16 protein-coding genes are annotated in these 14,635 nt (G+C 38.7%); 5 read left to right on the forward strand and 11 right to left on the reverse strand.

Annotated elements, in window-relative coordinates; all coding sequences use genetic code 11:
* Window positions 1-9: 9 nt before the first annotated feature.
* Window positions 10-915: a 50S ribosomal protein L11 methyltransferase gene (prmA, locus tag AC2117_RS06370; RefSeq protein ID WP_133972718.1), complete on the reverse strand. Its 906-nt coding sequence runs from the start codon at window positions 913-915 to the stop codon at window positions 10-12.
* A 155-nt stretch (window positions 916-1,070) separates the two neighbouring features.
* Window positions 1,071-1,301 (reverse strand): hypothetical protein, encoded by a 231-nt coding sequence (locus AC2117_RS06375; RefSeq protein ID WP_133972720.1) that lies wholly within the window; start codon window positions 1,299-1,301, stop codon window positions 1,071-1,073.
* Between the two features lie 232 nt (window positions 1,302-1,533).
* On the opposite strand from AC2117_RS06375, the gene mnmG reads away from it, so the two are divergent.
* Window positions 1,534-3,414 (forward strand): tRNA uridine-5-carboxymethylaminomethyl(34) synthesis enzyme MnmG, encoded by a 1,881-nt coding sequence (gene mnmG / locus AC2117_RS06380; protein WP_133972722.1) that lies wholly within the window; start codon window positions 1,534-1,536, stop codon window positions 3,412-3,414.
* A gap of 376 nt (window positions 3,415-3,790) precedes the next feature.
* On the opposite strand, the gene AC2117_RS18985 is transcribed toward mnmG, so the two are convergent.
* A complete protein-coding gene (locus AC2117_RS18985; protein ID WP_227549233.1) occupies window positions 3,791-4,798 on the reverse strand; it encodes a helix-turn-helix transcriptional regulator in 1,008 nt (335 codons plus the stop codon).
* 227 nt (window positions 4,799-5,025) lie between these two features.
* Here AC2117_RS18985 and AC2117_RS06390 point away from each other — a divergent pair, with 227 nt between their 5' ends.
* Genes AC2117_RS06390 through AC2117_RS06405 form a run of 4 tightly spaced genes read left to right on the forward strand, consistent with a single transcriptional unit; the run spans window position 5,026 to window position 8,728 of the window.
* The gene (locus AC2117_RS06390) at window positions 5,026-6,576 is read left to right on the forward strand and encodes a circularly permuted type 2 ATP-grasp protein (protein ID WP_133972724.1); all 1,551 of its coding nucleotides are present in this window, start codon (window positions 5,026-5,028) and stop codon (window positions 6,574-6,576) included.
* Window positions 6,577-6,598: 22 nt separating this feature from the next.
* The gene (locus AC2117_RS06395; protein WP_133972726.1) at window positions 6,599-7,195 is read left to right on the forward strand and encodes an alpha-E domain-containing protein; all 597 of its coding nucleotides are present in this window, start codon (window positions 6,599-6,601) and stop codon (window positions 7,193-7,195) included.
* Between the two features lie 2 nt (window positions 7,196-7,197).
* Window positions 7,198-7,977, forward strand: a complete 780-nt coding sequence (locus AC2117_RS06400) for a transglutaminase family protein (protein ID WP_133972728.1) — start codon at window positions 7,198-7,200, stop codon at window positions 7,975-7,977.
* Window positions 7,978-7,993: 16 nt separating this feature from the next.
* A complete protein-coding gene (locus tag AC2117_RS06405) occupies window positions 7,994-8,728 on the forward strand; it encodes a proteasome-type protease (protein ID WP_042897064.1) in 735 nt (244 codons plus the stop codon).
* Between the two features lie 60 nt (window positions 8,729-8,788).
* On the opposite strand, the gene alr is transcribed toward AC2117_RS06405, so the two are convergent.
* From alr to cyoC, 8 genes are all read right to left on the reverse strand, one after another.
* Window positions 8,789-9,859 carry an alanine racemase gene (gene alr, locus AC2117_RS06410; protein ID WP_133972730.1) on the reverse strand — a complete coding sequence of 357 codons (1,071 nt, stop codon included), beginning with the start codon at window positions 9,857-9,859 and terminating at the stop codon, window positions 8,789-8,791.
* Between the two features lie 32 nt (window positions 9,860-9,891).
* Entirely contained in the window at window positions 9,892-11,337 is a 1,446-nt protein-coding gene (dnaB, locus tag AC2117_RS06415) for a replicative DNA helicase (protein ID WP_133972732.1), read from the reverse strand.
* Window positions 11,338-11,534: 197 nt separating this feature from the next.
* Window positions 11,535-11,981: a 50S ribosomal protein L9 gene (rplI, locus tag AC2117_RS06420; RefSeq protein WP_004700828.1), complete on the reverse strand. Its 447-nt coding sequence runs from the start codon at window positions 11,979-11,981 to the stop codon at window positions 11,535-11,537.
* 8 nt (window positions 11,982-11,989) lie between these two features.
* Complete coding sequence (gene rpsR, locus AC2117_RS06425; protein WP_004791454.1) at window positions 11,990-12,217, reverse strand: 30S ribosomal protein S18; 228 nt, start codon at window positions 12,215-12,217, stop codon at window positions 11,990-11,992.
* Window positions 12,218-12,228: 11 nt separating this feature from the next.
* A complete protein-coding gene (rpsF, locus tag AC2117_RS06430; protein ID WP_042897058.1) occupies window positions 12,229-12,612 on the reverse strand; it encodes a 30S ribosomal protein S6 in 384 nt (127 codons plus the stop codon).
* A 182-nt stretch (window positions 12,613-12,794) separates the two neighbouring features.
* Complete coding sequence (gene cyoE, locus AC2117_RS06435) at window positions 12,795-13,673, reverse strand: heme o synthase (RefSeq protein ID WP_133972734.1); 879 nt, start codon at window positions 13,671-13,673, stop codon at window positions 12,795-12,797.
* A 10-nt stretch (window positions 13,674-13,683) separates the two neighbouring features.
* Entirely contained in the window at window positions 13,684-14,013 is a 330-nt protein-coding gene (locus tag AC2117_RS06440) for a cytochrome o ubiquinol oxidase subunit IV (protein ID WP_133972736.1), read from the reverse strand.
* Complete coding sequence (gene cyoC, locus AC2117_RS06445; RefSeq protein ID WP_016145819.1) at window positions 14,013-14,633, reverse strand: cytochrome o ubiquinol oxidase subunit III; 621 nt, start codon at window positions 14,631-14,633, stop codon at window positions 14,013-14,015. Before cyoC ends, AC2117_RS06440 begins: the two co-directional genes overlap by 1 nt.
* Between the last annotated feature and the right edge of the window lie 2 nt (window positions 14,634-14,635).

A 14,635-nucleotide genomic window follows, 5' to 3' on the forward strand; every position in this document is an offset into this window, starting at 1 on the left:
AAAATATTCTCAGTTTATTGTTTTGCGTTTTCCTGAAATGCGACACCAATTTTCTTCGCGTTTTTCGACATCTAATATATCAAAAAATTCAGAATAAACATCTGAAACATCAGCAACTTGCTCTTCAATCACACCAGCAAGCGCGAATTCACCATCAGATTTAAGCAATTTTGCAAACTCTGGTGCAAGTGCCATTAACGGACCTGCTAAAATATTTGCAACCAGAACATCTGCTTGTTGAGATCCGAATTCTTGATTAAATTCTTCAGGAAGGCCAACATATAGACGATCTAATACGCCATTAAGTTCAGCATTTTGTTTTGTTGCTAAAACAGCCTGAGGGTCAATATCAGTGGCATATACTTTTTTAGCGCCTAATAATAAAGCTGCTACACCTAAAATGCCTGAACCACAGCCATAATCAATAACGATTTTATCTTTAACGTCAGCTTTACCTAACCACTGTAAACATAAGAATGTACTTGCATGGTTACCTGTACCAAACGCAAGGCCTGGGTCTAACTTAATATTAGTTGCATCAGCTTCTGGTGGCTCTAGCCATTCAGGTACGATCCAGAACTTTTCCCCAATTTGAATTGGCTCGTAATAGTCCATCCATGAGCGTTCCCACACTTGATCTTCAAGCTCGGCATGGCGCATAGGGACATTTGGTAGCTGAGCTTTTAAGAAAGCTTCTAAAGTGTCGACATCAATAGGGTCTTGTTCGTCTTGTTGATAAATGCCGGTCACAATCACTTTATTCCATAAAGGTGTTTCACCTGGTAATGGTTCAAGTAAAGCCTGATCTTCAGCATCATCCAGAGTTACGCTTACCGCACCTAGAGACATTAAAAGTGTTTCTGTGAACTCAACTTGTGCTTGATCAACGGTAATGTGTATTTGTAACCACTTCACGAAAAGGACCTAAAAATTTTATTTAAAGGCGTATTGTAGCTGACTAGACGATTTTAAAAAAGAAAGCGGCCCATCTTTAATGGGCCGACTTTAAAAATACTGAGAAGGTATAGCGGAAAATAAATTGCTTCTTCTATACCTTATGCCGAAACAAATTAAGGAGCAGGGGCTTTAAATTGTAACTTACCGTTTTCATTCGGTTGGCAAGTACCATTAAAAGTTACGCCATTATGGCTGTAAGATACCCATTCGCCTTGCTGCTTTTTAGCACATGCTCTAACTTGTTTTTGAGTTTCGGCTTTGCTCATGTCTGCAGCATGTGTAAAAGTTACGCCTGAAAAACAAAGTAGAGATGCAGTTAAGATTTTTAACATGGTCGATTTCATTTTGTATTCCTTCTTGTCGCGTTAATTTTAAAGTCATAGAAGTGCTGTACATTTTTTATTCTAAGATGAATTTGTTTTAATAACATTCACTTTGTATTGAATTCATGAAACAAAATGTCAAATCTTGTGGCGTACCGTAAATTATGTGAAGACGATTTTGTAATTATGTACATCAATAAGCAGATAATTTTGCTATAATGTTCCGTCTTTTTTTTTCTGGTGTTTTGTACTCATGCACTACCCTAAAGTTTATGATGTTATCGTTATCGGTGGCGGTCACGCAGGTACGGAAGCGGCCCTTGCTGCTGCGCGTATGGGACGACAGACTTTGCTTTTGACCCATAACATTGAGACTTTGGGTCAAATGAGTTGTAACCCAGCAATCGGTGGTATTGGTAAGTCACATTTAGTACGTGAAATTGATGCACTTGGCGGAGCAATGGCTTTAGCTGCCGATAAAGGTGGTATTCAGTTCCGTATTTTAAATTCACGTAAAGGTGCGGCAGTACGTGCAACACGTGCTCAAGCTGACCGCGTTCGCTATAAAGCTGCCATTCGTGAAACATTAGAAAATCAAGCAAATCTTGATATTTTCCAGCAAGCAGCTGATGACCTGATTGTTGAAGGCGATACTGTTAAAGGTGTTGTTACTCAAATGGGCGTTCGCTTTGACGCTAAAACAGTGGTGTTGACTACTGGTACATTCTTGGGTGGTGTAATCCACGTTGGTTTAGAAAAATCAAGCGGTGGTCGTGCGGGTGATCCACCTTCTATTGCACTTGCTCAGCGTTTACGTGAATTAAAATTACCTGTAGGTCGCTTAAAAACTGGTACACCACCACGTATTGATGCACGTTCGGTTGATTTTTCAGTCATGATTCCGCAGCCGGGTGATTTCCCATCTCCGGTTATGTCATTCATGGGTGATGCCTCTATGCACCCTGAACAAGTAAATTGTTATATCACGCATACCAATGAAAAAACTCATGACATTATTCGTGGCGGTTTAGACCGTTCACCAATGTATACCGGTGTTATTGAGGGTGTTGGTCCGCGTTATTGCCCTTCAATTGAAGACAAGATTCATCGTTTTGCAGATAAAGATTCACATCAGGTGTTTTTGGAACCAGAAGGTTTAGATACACACGAGCTTTATCCAAATGGTATTTCGACTTCGCTTCCATTTGATGTGCAGTTTGAGCTTGTTCGCTCTATTCGTGGTATGGAAAATGCCCATATTTTGCGTCCAGGCTACGCGATTGAATACGATTATTTCAATCCACAAGCTTTAAAATTTACTCTCGAAACTAAAGCTATTAGTGGTCTATATTTTGCTGGCCAAATTAATGGTACGACCGGTTATGAAGAGGCTGGTGCTCAAGGTTTACTTGCTGGTTTAAATGCTGCGCGCCGTGCGTGGGAGCAAGAAGAGTGGACACCTAAGCGTGACCAAGCTTATATGGGCGTATTGGTTGATGACCTCATCACTTTAGGTACTAAAGAACCATACCGTATGTTTACCTCACGTGCTGAATACCGTTTAATGTTACGTGAAGACAATGCGGATCAACGTTTAACTCCTGTTGGTCGTGAACTTGGGTTGGTTGATGATGTGCGTTGGGCTGCTTATTGTGAAAAAATGGAAGCGGTTGAGCGTGAAACTTCTCGTTTACAACATTTGTGGGCAGCACCAAATAACCCTATGGGCAAAAAATTCGTTGAGATGACGGGTGCTGACTTAAGTAAAGAATGTAGTGCGATTGATTTGCTTAAACGCCCTAATATTAACTTTGGTCAAATTGCCGAACTTACGGGTTCTGAAGTTTCTGAACAAGTTGGTGAGCAAATCGAGATTGCTGTGAAATACGAAGGTTATATTAACCGTCAGCATGAAGATGTGGCACAGTTAAAGCGTCTTGAAGAAACTAAAATTCCTACCGACTTTAATTATGATGTAGTTTCTGGTTTATCACGTGAAATTACCCAGAAATTAAAAACGGTTCTTCCGGAAACATTAGCTCAAGCAAGTCGTATTCCTGGTGTTACACCAGCAGCTGTTCAGCTTGTAATGATCACAATTCGTAAAAATAATATGATTAAGAAAACAGCTTAATCTGTTAAATGCAAAAAAGCCCAGCTAAGACTGGGCTTTTTTATTTTCTGTTCAAAAATATATAAAAACTTCCTAAGGAAGAAAATAGATTTCGCTTCCTTTTTTTCTTATTTCACATATTTCAAGCAGCCAGTTATATTAAATTCACGTTCAAACAAGAGGGCTTTAACCATGACAATGAAATCAATTCGCTACAATAGAGATGAAATGGCATGCCAATGCTCATGTTCAAAATAGCGAAAAAGAAAGAGCAGATCAGTTTTGTAGGGGGAGAACACATTGATCTGAAAACAAGTATAAATATAAGAGCCAATATAAAATTAAGAAAATTATAATTCAAAATCTAAAGAGAACCTTATGGTTCTCTTTTTTATGTCTATTTGCTCTCAGATTCAATTTCCCGCACAGCGTTGTGTACCTGCACTGGTTCGATATGCAGTAATTTCTTACCAAAACTACGTAACCACCACACCAGTTGAGATGTAAAAGGTACGGTTGCTGTAACTTCTACGATATTTTCTGCAAGTGGGATTATGGTTTGGTCTTTACTTAACTGACTTTCATAGAAAGTTCTAGCAGTTTGCTCTGTCATGGTTAATGTGAGTTGAATTGATTCAGTTGGCTGTTTGTAGTCCACTCTAAAACCTAAGGCACCTGAATCGATATAATGATCAATATCAAAATTGACAGGATGCAGTGCTCGACTATCTAAGACTTTTGCTGATTTAAAACGGTGCAAGGCAAACGTTTGAACTTCAGTTTTATCATGTCGTGTGCAAATTAAATAAATTACCGCACCTTTTTGTACCAAAGCCAAAGGATTTAAAATATAGGTTTTGTCCTCGCCCTGATTGACTCGTGCTCGATAAATACATTCTATTTGTTTGTCTTGGAGTAGACCTTCATAAATTGCTTGTTGGGCATTTCGGTCCACTACAGGAGGAATAAGGGGTTGGCTTGCTGGTACGATGCGTACTCGGTTAATCCATTGCCTAACATTATTTTGTGTAGAGAGACTGCGTTTAGCCAAATCAAACCAAGGCCCCATCTCATCAAGCAGACTTGGTGGAAGTAAGTGTTTAAGATGTTCCTCAACCATCATAAATGTTACTGCCTGAGAGCTAGTCATGTGAGGTAAACTCTGAATAGGCGCATCGGATTGCCACCGCCAGCCTTGAGGTACAGCCTTATTACTTTCTATTGGAAAGCGCTGAGCAATTTGGTTTAAATCACGCTGAATAGTCCTTAAACTGATATCAATACCTTCACGTTCAAGCATTTCTTGTAATTCCCGTGTCCCGATCCATTTACCGGTAGGGAGGCGAGATAAAATCTGCCATTGGCGATATAAACTATTTGAAGTTTCTTTTTCTATTACAGACATAAGCGTAATACATCTATATCCAACTGCTTTGGTGTCAACACAATAAAAAATCTTTACACATTTAGCAAGTTTGTCAGATTCGGTTTATAGGTCCTTTTACAATCAATGTTAAGATTTAGAAGAAGAAAGTTATAACAAAGCACCGTAAAAATATTAAAGATATATAAATGGCACTGAAATTGCTTATTTAAAAATGAAATATAGATAAATGATAAGACGAGGTGGTTATGTCAGAACAAGAGCATGAATTACATATAGATAATGATTTTTTTATACAAGAGCAGACAACTACGGCACTCATTAACCCAACCTCTTTTTTAGAACATATTTCCGTACAAACCAACCTATTTGAGCAGCTAAAATCACAGTTTTTTAATGAGATGCTTGATGATGTAACATCAAATGGTGCGGCTTCTAAAAAAATTGAGCAATGGTTGAGTATCCGTACTCTAGATGAATTAAAAGAATTGAATGCTCAAGCGAAGCAACATTTTCTTTATCACGGCATTACTTTTAACGTATATGGTGATAAAGAAGGTGCAGAGCGAACAATTCCTTTTGATTTAATTCCAAGGGTGATTGAAAAAAAACAATGGGAGAAAATAGCTTCGGGCTGTGCGCAGCGTGTTAAGGCATTAAATTACTTTTTAGATGATATTTATCACGGACAACATATTTTAAAAGAACAACTCATTCCCGAAGAACAAATTATGGGGAATGATGCTTTTCAGCCACATATGCTTAAACATTCTCTGAAAGGTAAAATTTATTCACAAATTAGCGGAATTGATATTATCCGTGATGGCGAGGGAGAATTTTTTGTACTTGAGGATAATTTAAGAACACCTTCTGGTGTCTCTTATATGATCGAAAGCAGAAATATTAGTCAGCAATTGATGCCGGAGCTATGTGCAACCAATAATTTACAAGGAATTGAGCATTATCCCAGACTTTTAAAAGAAATATTGCAGGAAAATTCACCTGCGGACAGGCCTTTTATTGTGGTGTTAACACCTGGTCGCTTTAACAGTGCTTATTATGAGCATGCTTTTTTAGCCCGAGAAATGGATGTGCCATTGGTTACAAATCGGGATTTATTTGTAGAAAGTGACCAAGTTTTTGTTAAAACCATTCGTGGACGTCAAAAAGTAGATGTAATTTATCGCCGTCTAGATGATGATTTTTTAGATCCTTTGGCATTTCGACCAGATAGTGCTCTTGGAGTAGCAGGTCTGATGTCTGCCTATTTGCAAAAAAATGTTGTAATTGCGAATGCACCTGGGACAGGGGTGGCTGATGATAAATCTATTTATCCTTATGTTGATCAAATGATCCAATATTATTTGGGTGAAACGCCAATTCTAAAAAATGTACCTACTTACCAGTGCCGTAAAGAAGAACATTTAGATTATGTTCTTTCTAATCTTGAGCAATTGGTAGTTAAAGAAGCACAGGGTTCTGGGGGCTATGGCATGTTAATTGGCCCTAAGGCAAGCTCTTGTGAGATTGATGACTTTAGAAAAAAATTGATTGCTACACCCCACATGTATATTGCGCAGCCTACATTGGCTTTATCCGTTGCTCCTACGCTAACAACTGGCGGGGTGGCTGAACGACATATCGATTTACGTCCATTTGTATTAAGTTCACCTTATCGTACAGAGATAGTGCCGGGTGGCTTAACGCGAGTGGCCATGCAGGCTGGCTCTTTGGTCGTAAATTCTTCCCAAGGTGGCGGCATAAAAGATACATGGGTTGTCGAAACATTACATTCCTAATTGTGGGTTAAAGAGGAACTTTATGGTTTTACTCAATTCGAGTGCGCATCAAATATATTGGTTGGGTCGATATTTAATGCGAGTTAAATTTGCTGCCTCTCACTTACCCTTTACACAAGATGAGAAAGCAACAAAATTTGCAACAGCATTTGGTTTGGTAATAGAAAATGCTGAATTACTAAATCACTATATGTTAGACAAGAAGCAAACATTTTCGTTACTGAACCAGTTCGTTATTGCTAAAGATAATGTTCAGGAACTAAGAGGTATATTGTCATCAAATGCTTATGCAGAATTAAATAATGTTATTAACACGCTTCAAGCCCAACCTGAGGCTTTGAGAAAAGCTGTTGAACAATGTACTCAAATATTAGAAGCGGAGAATGAAGATGTTTGTTTATTTCTGCATTCAGGGCAAAAAATAGAGCAATTCGATATAGAGCTACGTTTTGGGCAAGATTTATCAGCCCTTGTATCTGAGTTGGATATTGTGGTGCAACGGCTTGCTGGCTTAGATTGGAAAAACATAGATCAAAATTGGCAGGTACTAAAGCATCAGCAAACGTGGGACGCTTATTATACTTTTACACAGCAGTTGGAACATATGTTTGAGGTGTGATTATGAAATTGATGGTGAATCATCAAACGCATTATAGCTATACTGAAACTGCTCAGAACAGTATCCAGTATATTAAAATGATGCCTCAAACATCGCCGCATCAACATGTTATGAACTGGGCAATTAGCGTGCCAGGTGACAAAACGATAAAAAGGGACATATTCAACAATGTATGGATGACGGCTAGTCAGCGTTATCAATACCAACATCTTACGTTTATGGCTCAAGGAATCGTTGAACTTCAAAATGTAGAGCTGGGTTGTGTAAATTTATCTACACCTACAAATTTGTTTTTGCAGATGACAAGTGCAACTCGATGTGATTCAGAAATGTTGGACTTTGCCAAAAATATTGTGGTGGTCAAAGACCGACAGCATATTGCGTTATTAAGTGAATACATTTTGCAGAAAATACTCTATCAGCCTGAAAGTACTTCGGTTCAGACAACTGCAACTGAAGCATTTCACGCTGGGCAGGGAGTATGCCAAGATCATGCCCATGTTTTAATTGCGATGTGTCGTGCGCTACAATTACCAGCACGCTATGTCTCTGGTTATCTATTTGATCAAAACTATCCGCACCTTGCTAGTCACGCTTGGGCAGAAGTATTTTTAGAAAATCAGTGGTATTGTTTTGATGTAAGCAATCAGTTGTTTACACCCAAACATCATATCTACCTTGCAGTTGGACGTGATTATCTCGATGTTGCACCTATTCGTGGTGTAAGAGAGCAAGGAGGAGTTGAGAACATGATGTCTGTGGTTCAAGTGTTGGCCTGTTGAATGTAAAGAGAATGAAATGACCTATTGTTGTGCGCTAAGATTGGAACAAGGTTTAGTGTTTATTAGTGACACTAGAACTAATGCAGGAGTTGATCATATTTCTGTGTTCCGGAAATTGCATACTTTCGGCGTTACTGGAGAGCGTTTCATGGCCTTACAAACAGCAGGTAATTTAGCGACGACACAAGCTGTTATAGGTCATTTGCAAAATGCGCTTACTTTGCAGCAAGAGCCTAATTTATATAGTGTTAATACTATGTTTGAGGCAGCTGAATTAATTGGTAAAACCTTGAAAACTGTTCTAGAAGATATTAGTACAGATACTCAAGAACAAATGAATTATGCCTGTAGTATTTTGGTGGGTGGACAGATTAAAGGTGGCGACATGCAGCTTTATAATGTCTACCCGCAAGGTAATTTTATTTGCGCAACTACAGATACACCTTACTTTCAAATAGGTGAGAGTAAATATGGCAAACCTATTTTGGACCGTGCTTTATATTATGCAATGCCATTAGATGATGCATTACGTTGTAGCCTAATTTCTTTTGACTCAACCTTGCGCTCAAATGTTTCTGTGGGCTTGCCGCTCGATGCATTAGTTTATAATAAAGATAGTTTTGTTATTCCGGTGGGTAAACGAATTACTGAAGATGATCCGTATTTTTCACAGATTAGTAAACAATGGTCAGATACTTTGCGTCGCGGTTTACAGGAAATGCCAAAACCCACTGATGATTACTGGCGATAAAATTATTAAAAGTTAATAAAAAAATCCAAGCATGCTTGGATTTTTTTATATTTTTTTTCTTTAACTGTTTTTTCGAGTGGGGCGATTACTTAAGCGGCAGAGCAATTCATATCCTATTGTTCCATTTGCATCAGCAACTTCATCCACTAGGCGGTGCTCACCCCAAAGTTCTACTTGGGTGCCTAATTTCACCTGCTTACCTGTAACATCAATTGCAAGCATGTCCATACTAACTCGGCCTACAACTGCACAGAGCTGTTTATTAATAGCGACATAGTTTTGTTTAATATAAGCTCGTGGATAACCATCGCCATAGCCAATAGAAACTATTGCAATATCCATTTTTTGTTGTGCGCAGAAGGTTGAACCATAACCTACATGTTCTCCAGCTTGAATATGATTCACTGCAATCACTTCTGCTGTAAAGGACATGACTGGTTTTAGGTCAAGATCATGGACTGTTTTATCTGCAAAAGGCGAAGCGCCGTAAAGCATAATGCCGGGACGAACATAGTCAAAATGTAAATCTGGCCATTTATAAATAGCAGCCGAATTACAGCAAGACGCTAAAACTGGATCACAAGCTTGCTTAATCTGTAAAAATTGTTGTTTTTGTTGCTCATTGAGTGGATGGTCTACATCTGCATTTGCGAAATGCATCGCCAGTACACAGCTAAAGCCTTCAGCTTTTAAAGTTTTAATAACTTCAATAATTTCAGGAACTTTAAAACCTAAACGGTTCATACCACTATTGAGCTTAACCCAGACTTTTAAACCTTGAGCGATGTATTCTTGCTTATGTTTAATTAGCCATTCAAACTGCTGTTGATGGTGAATTACACATTCAAATTTTTGTTCAATTGCAATAGGCATTTCATCTTCAGAAAATGCCCCTTCAATTAAAGTAACAGGTTGCTGAAATCCAAGTTCACGAATTTCTAAGCCTTCTTGTAGGCAGGCGACACCAAAGGCATCTGAGGCATTTAAGGCTGCTAAACAGTCTTTGATTCCATGTCCGTAAGCATTAGCTTTCACCATACTTACAATTTTTGAATTTGCTGCGAGTTGTTTGACACGGTTTAAATTATATTGAAGCGCATGGCGATCAATATAAACTGTTGCTTGGCGCACCCTCATTTACTCCTTTGGGCTAGAGATAGAGTTTATTCATCATCATCGTATTGGCTGTAATACTCAGGAGAGAGATTACTAAATCGGGTATATTGACCTTCAAAGGCAAGGCGAACTGAACCAATTGGACCGTTACGCTGTTTACCAATAATAATTTCTGCGGTACCGGCTTCTTTCGACTCTTTGTTATAAACCTCATCACGGTAAATAAACATAATCAAGTCGGCATCCTGCTCGATCGCACCAGATTCACGTAAGTCTGACATTACGGGGCGTTTATTTGGTCGGTTTTCCAGACTTCGGTTGAGCTGGGAAAGTGCGATAACAGGGCAGTGCATTTCTTTTGCTAATGCTTTCAAGCTACGTGAAATTTCTGAAATCTCGCCTACACGGTTATCACCCATACCTGGAACTTTCATGAGTTGTAAATAATCGACCATGATACAGCCGATTTTACCATCATGCATTTTGGCAATGCGTCGAGCACGGGCACGAAGTTCCGTTGGAGGTAGGGCAGATGAGTCATCAATATACAAATGCATTTGTTGAAGCTGCAAAATTGTGCCAGTAACTTTGGTCCATTCATCAGCATCTAAGTTCCCCGAGCGTAAATGTCCTTGGTGAACTTTACCCATTGCAGAAATAAGACGCATCGCAATTGAGTCCGCTGGCATCTCCATTGAAAATACCAGAGCGGGTAGCTTGTTATATTGTAGAACGCTTTCAACCAAATTCATGGCAAAAGTGGTTTTACCCATAGATGGACGTGCAGCAACAATAATTAAGTCACCAGCTTGCATACCTGATGTTTTATTATCAAGCTCTAAGAAACCTGTGGTTAAACCTGTAATATTGCCATCTAGTTTTGATAATTCATCAAGTTTACTAATTACATCTGCGGTGACAGAGCTAATAGATTTAGGACCTGCATCTTTTTTATTGTTATTGTGCTGTTCGGCTAGAGAGAAAATATTAGTTTCTGCTAGATCTAGAATTTCACTAACACCTCGACCTTTTGTGTCATAAGCATTTTGTAAAATTTCAGTACTAACTTTAATCATACTACGAAGCGTAGAGAACTCTTTAATTTTAGTGGCATACGTTTCTAAGTTGTAGAAACTTGATGGGGAATCAGCCATAAGCTGCATTAAATATTCTTCGCCACCAATAGCATCAAGTAAATTTTGTTTTAAAAGCCAATCATTCACCAAGACAGCATCATAAGGTGAATTTTCTTGCGCTAATTTTTCGATTGCACGGTAAATATATTTATGACGGGTCGCATAAAAATCATTTTCTTTTAACATATCACTAACTTGCTCGAACGATTCGGCAACTGTCATTAGTGCAGCAAGTACAGCTTGCTCAATGGCTAAATTGTGAGGGGGAGTGCGAAACTCTTTAAGTTGCCCTGATTCACTCGTTTTATTTTCTGTTCGAGATGAAAGAGTTAAAGAAGTGGCATTCGCCTGAGACATAATTAGACCTGATGATAAAGAAAGGTGTATGCAAATAGCCTGTAAGGCCGAAGACTATCTTAAAACAAAACTAAATAAACTACCTAATTAAAAAACCAATTAAACTAAAGAACTGATCAGGAATTAATATATCTTATTTTAAAAATAGGGCACATAAAAAAAGAGCATGCAAAAGCATGCTCTTTTTTTATGAGAAATTACTCAGATACGATAGTAACGAGAACTTCTGCAACAACATCATGATGCAATTGGATTGCGATGTTGAATTCACCAGTGTGACGAAGCGCGCCATTCGGTAAACGAACTTCTGCACGGTCAACTGTAAGACCAGCATTCGTTAAAGCGTCAGCGATGTCACGAGTACCGATAGAACCGAAGAGTTTACCTTCGTCACCAGCTTTAGCAGTGATAACGATGTTAACTTCATTCAATTGTTCAGCACGTGCTTGAGCAGCAGCTAAAATTTCAGCTTCTTGCTTTTCAAGTTCAGCGCGACGAGCTTCAAAAGCGGCAGTGTTAGCTTCAGTAGCTGCAACTGCTTTACCTTGAGGGATAAGGAAGTTACGGCCGTAACCAGCTTTAACTGATACTTTATCGCCTAATTTACCAAGGTTCTTAATGCGTTGTAATAAGATAACGTCCACAGATCACCTCACTTATGGTTGTCAGTGTACGGAATCAAAGACAAATAGCGAGCTTGTTTGATAGCAAGTGCTAATTGACGTTGATAACGAGCTTTAGTACCAGTGATACGGCTAGGAACAATCTTGCCGTTTTCAGTGATGTACTGTTTTAAAGTATCGATATCTTTGTAGTCGATGTACACAACATTCTCAGCTGTAAAGCGGCAGAACTTGCGACGACGGTAAAAACGTGCCATTGATGTTCTCCTTATTCAGCTTCTTGAGCAACTTGCTGTGCTTCTTCACGTTGAGCTTTACGCGCACGCTTTTCTTCAGCACTTTTAGCAAGCAATGACTCTTCAGTGATTGCGTGTTCACGACGGATGATAAGGCTACGAATGATCGCGTCATTATAACGGAATAATTCTTCTAGCTCATCAAGCGTAGTTTGACCACATTCAACATTCATAAGAATGTAGTGTGCTTTATGAATTTTGTTAATTGGGTAAGCCAATTGACGACGGCCCCAATCTTCTAAACGGTGAATTTGACCTTCAGCTTCTTTGATCTGAGAGATATAGCGTTCAACCATACCTACAACTTGATCGCTTTGATCTGGGTGTACTAAAAGTACGATTTCGTAATGACGCATTGTCAGCTCCTTACGGTTTAAACAGCCCCTAATAAATAAAAAATTAGAAGCAAGGAGTCATAACTTAAAAGTTATGTCGCAAAATTTGCGAAGGCTGAATTATAGGTAAAAGTTCGACTAAAAACAAATCTTTTGATGAGAAAAGTAAAATTTCTTTACTATAAGAGAAAATCCTCCCTTATTTAAAAGAGAGGAAGATTTGGAGCAGGGGATTGATAGGTAAAGCTAAAGCTCAAACTTAACAGGGTAATTAATATGACCGAGTAGAGGAAAAAACTTTTAGCCCAAAGTTGGTCATTTTCAGCTTTAAATCCAATAATTGATAAATAGAACCAATATGCTGTTAATGCATTAAAGGTTACTAGAAAGAATATATTGGTATAGCCAAAACAATACAAACCATTCAATACGGCTGCAAACAACAAGATATAAATGACACACTCTACTTTCGTGCGATAAATAGAACGTGCAACTGGCAGAATGGGGATTCCCGCATTTTTGTAATCGTCAAAACGATAAATAGCAATTGCCCATGAATGTGGCATTTGCCATAGCGCATAAGCCAAAAACAAAAGTAAGGCGGCTACATCAAAATGATGAGTTACTGCTGTATAACCAATAACAGGAGGACTCGCTCCAGAAATACTACCAATTACGGTTTGATGGATTGAGGTACGTTTTGTCCACAAACTATAAAAACCGACATAGACAATAAAACCAATTATTGCAAACAAAAAAGCGTAAGCATTTACACCGAACCACAAAATACTAAAACCGATAAGTCCCAGAACAAATGCATATATAAGTGCAACAGTGGGAGAGATAGTTTTTGTGACCAACGCACGATTTTGTGTACGCTGCATTTTGATATCGATGTCTTGGTCTATAACATTATTTACAACACAACCAGAAGCTACAACTAAAGTTGTTCCAATTAAGGTGAGTAGTAATAATAAGATGTCTATAGAGCCTTGGGCGGCTAAGAAAAAGCCGCCCAAGGTGGTAATGAAATTACCGAAGAGAATTCCTGGTTTAGTCAGGAATAGATATTTTTTCAACATGACAATCAGTTTAGATCATCATATTGTAGTGAAGGTAATTCATAATCCACACAGAACCGATTAAAAGCACCGCGATACATAAGATTGTGTAGATAAATGCGATCATATTCCAGCGTTGTTCAGATGATGTATTCATGTGTAGGAAGTACACAAGTTGTACAAGAACCTGAGCAACAGCAGTGATGGCAATTACTGTAACTAAGATGCCACGACTGAAACCACCCGCCATCACCATCCCGAACGGGATGATGGTGAGGATAACAGACAGGACAAATCCAACAGTGTATTGCTTAAAGTTACCGTGTGACGCACCTGCAGCATTATGGTCATGACTACTCATTAGAGAACTCCCATTAAGTAAACGACGCTGAATACACAGATCCAAACGATGTCAAGGAAGTGCCAGAACAAGCTTAAGCAAGCTAGACGACGTGTATTCGGTAATGTCAAACCTTTAGTTTTGATTTGATACATCAACACCAACATCCACACTAAACCAGAAGTTACGTGGATACCGTGTGTACCAACCAAAGTAAAGAACGATGATAAGAATGCACTGTGAGTTGGACCATGGCCTTCATGTACAAGGTGATGGAACTCATAGATTTCCATCCCGATGAACGTTGCACCAAAAAGGAATGTAATGAATAACCAAGTGATCACTTGATTTACATTCTTTTTATAAGATGCAAGTACAGCAAAACCAAAAGTTACCGATGAAATCAATAAGGCAAATGTTTCAGTTAACACATAGCCTAATGAGTCATGGAATAGGTCATATGCACTTGGAGTTCCTGGTGGAATATGACTGCTTAATACAGCGAACGCAATGAAGAGTGATCCGAAAAGAATCAAGTCACTCATCAAGTATGTCCAGAAACCAAAGACCGTTAAATCAGTGTCATCATGTTCATGATGACCATCGTGGCCGTGGTTGTCGTGATGAAGTACTTCAGCCATTT

The organism is Acinetobacter calcoaceticus (genome assembly GCF_900520355.1).
Taxonomy (GTDB): domain Bacteria; phylum Pseudomonadota; class Gammaproteobacteria; order Pseudomonadales; family Moraxellaceae; genus Acinetobacter; species Acinetobacter calcoaceticus_C.

Coding starts and splice junctions, on each gene's coding strand:
- AC2117_RS06395 (WP_133972726.1), top strand. CDS start 6,599: ATGGTTTTACTCAATTCGAGTGCGCATCAAATATATTGGTTGGGTCGA.
- cyoC (WP_016145819.1), bottom strand. CDS start 14,633: ATGGCTGAAGTACTTCATCACGACAACCACGGCCACGATGGTCATCAT.
- dnaB (WP_133972732.1), bottom strand. CDS start 11,337: ATGTCTCAGGCGAATGCCACTTCTTTAACTCTTTCATCTCGAACAGAA.
- rpsF (WP_042897058.1), bottom strand. CDS start 12,612: ATGCGTCATTACGAAATCGTACTTTTAGTACACCCAGATCAAAGCGAT.
- rpsR (WP_004791454.1), bottom strand. CDS start 12,217: ATGGCACGTTTTTACCGTCGTCGCAAGTTCTGCCGCTTTACAGCTGAG.
- AC2117_RS06440 (WP_133972736.1), bottom strand. CDS start 14,013: ATGAGTAGTCATGACCATAATGCTGCAGGTGCGTCACACGGTAACTTT.
- AC2117_RS06375 (WP_133972720.1), bottom strand. CDS start 1,301: ATGAAATCGACCATGTTAAAAATCTTAACTGCATCTCTACTTTGTTTT.
- AC2117_RS18985 (WP_227549233.1), bottom strand. CDS start 4,798: ATGTCTGTAATAGAAAAAGAAACTTCAAATAGTTTATATCGCCAATGG.
- AC2117_RS06390 (WP_133972724.1), top strand. CDS start 5,026: ATGTCAGAACAAGAGCATGAATTACATATAGATAATGATTTTTTTATA.
- mnmG (WP_133972722.1), top strand. CDS start 1,534: ATGCACTACCCTAAAGTTTATGATGTTATCGTTATCGGTGGCGGTCAC.
- AC2117_RS06405 (WP_042897064.1), top strand. CDS start 7,994: ATGACCTATTGTTGTGCGCTAAGATTGGAACAAGGTTTAGTGTTTATT.
- cyoE (WP_133972734.1), bottom strand. CDS start 13,673: ATGTTGAAAAAATATCTATTCCTGACTAAACCAGGAATTCTCTTCGGT.
- AC2117_RS06400 (WP_133972728.1), top strand. CDS start 7,198: ATGAAATTGATGGTGAATCATCAAACGCATTATAGCTATACTGAAACT.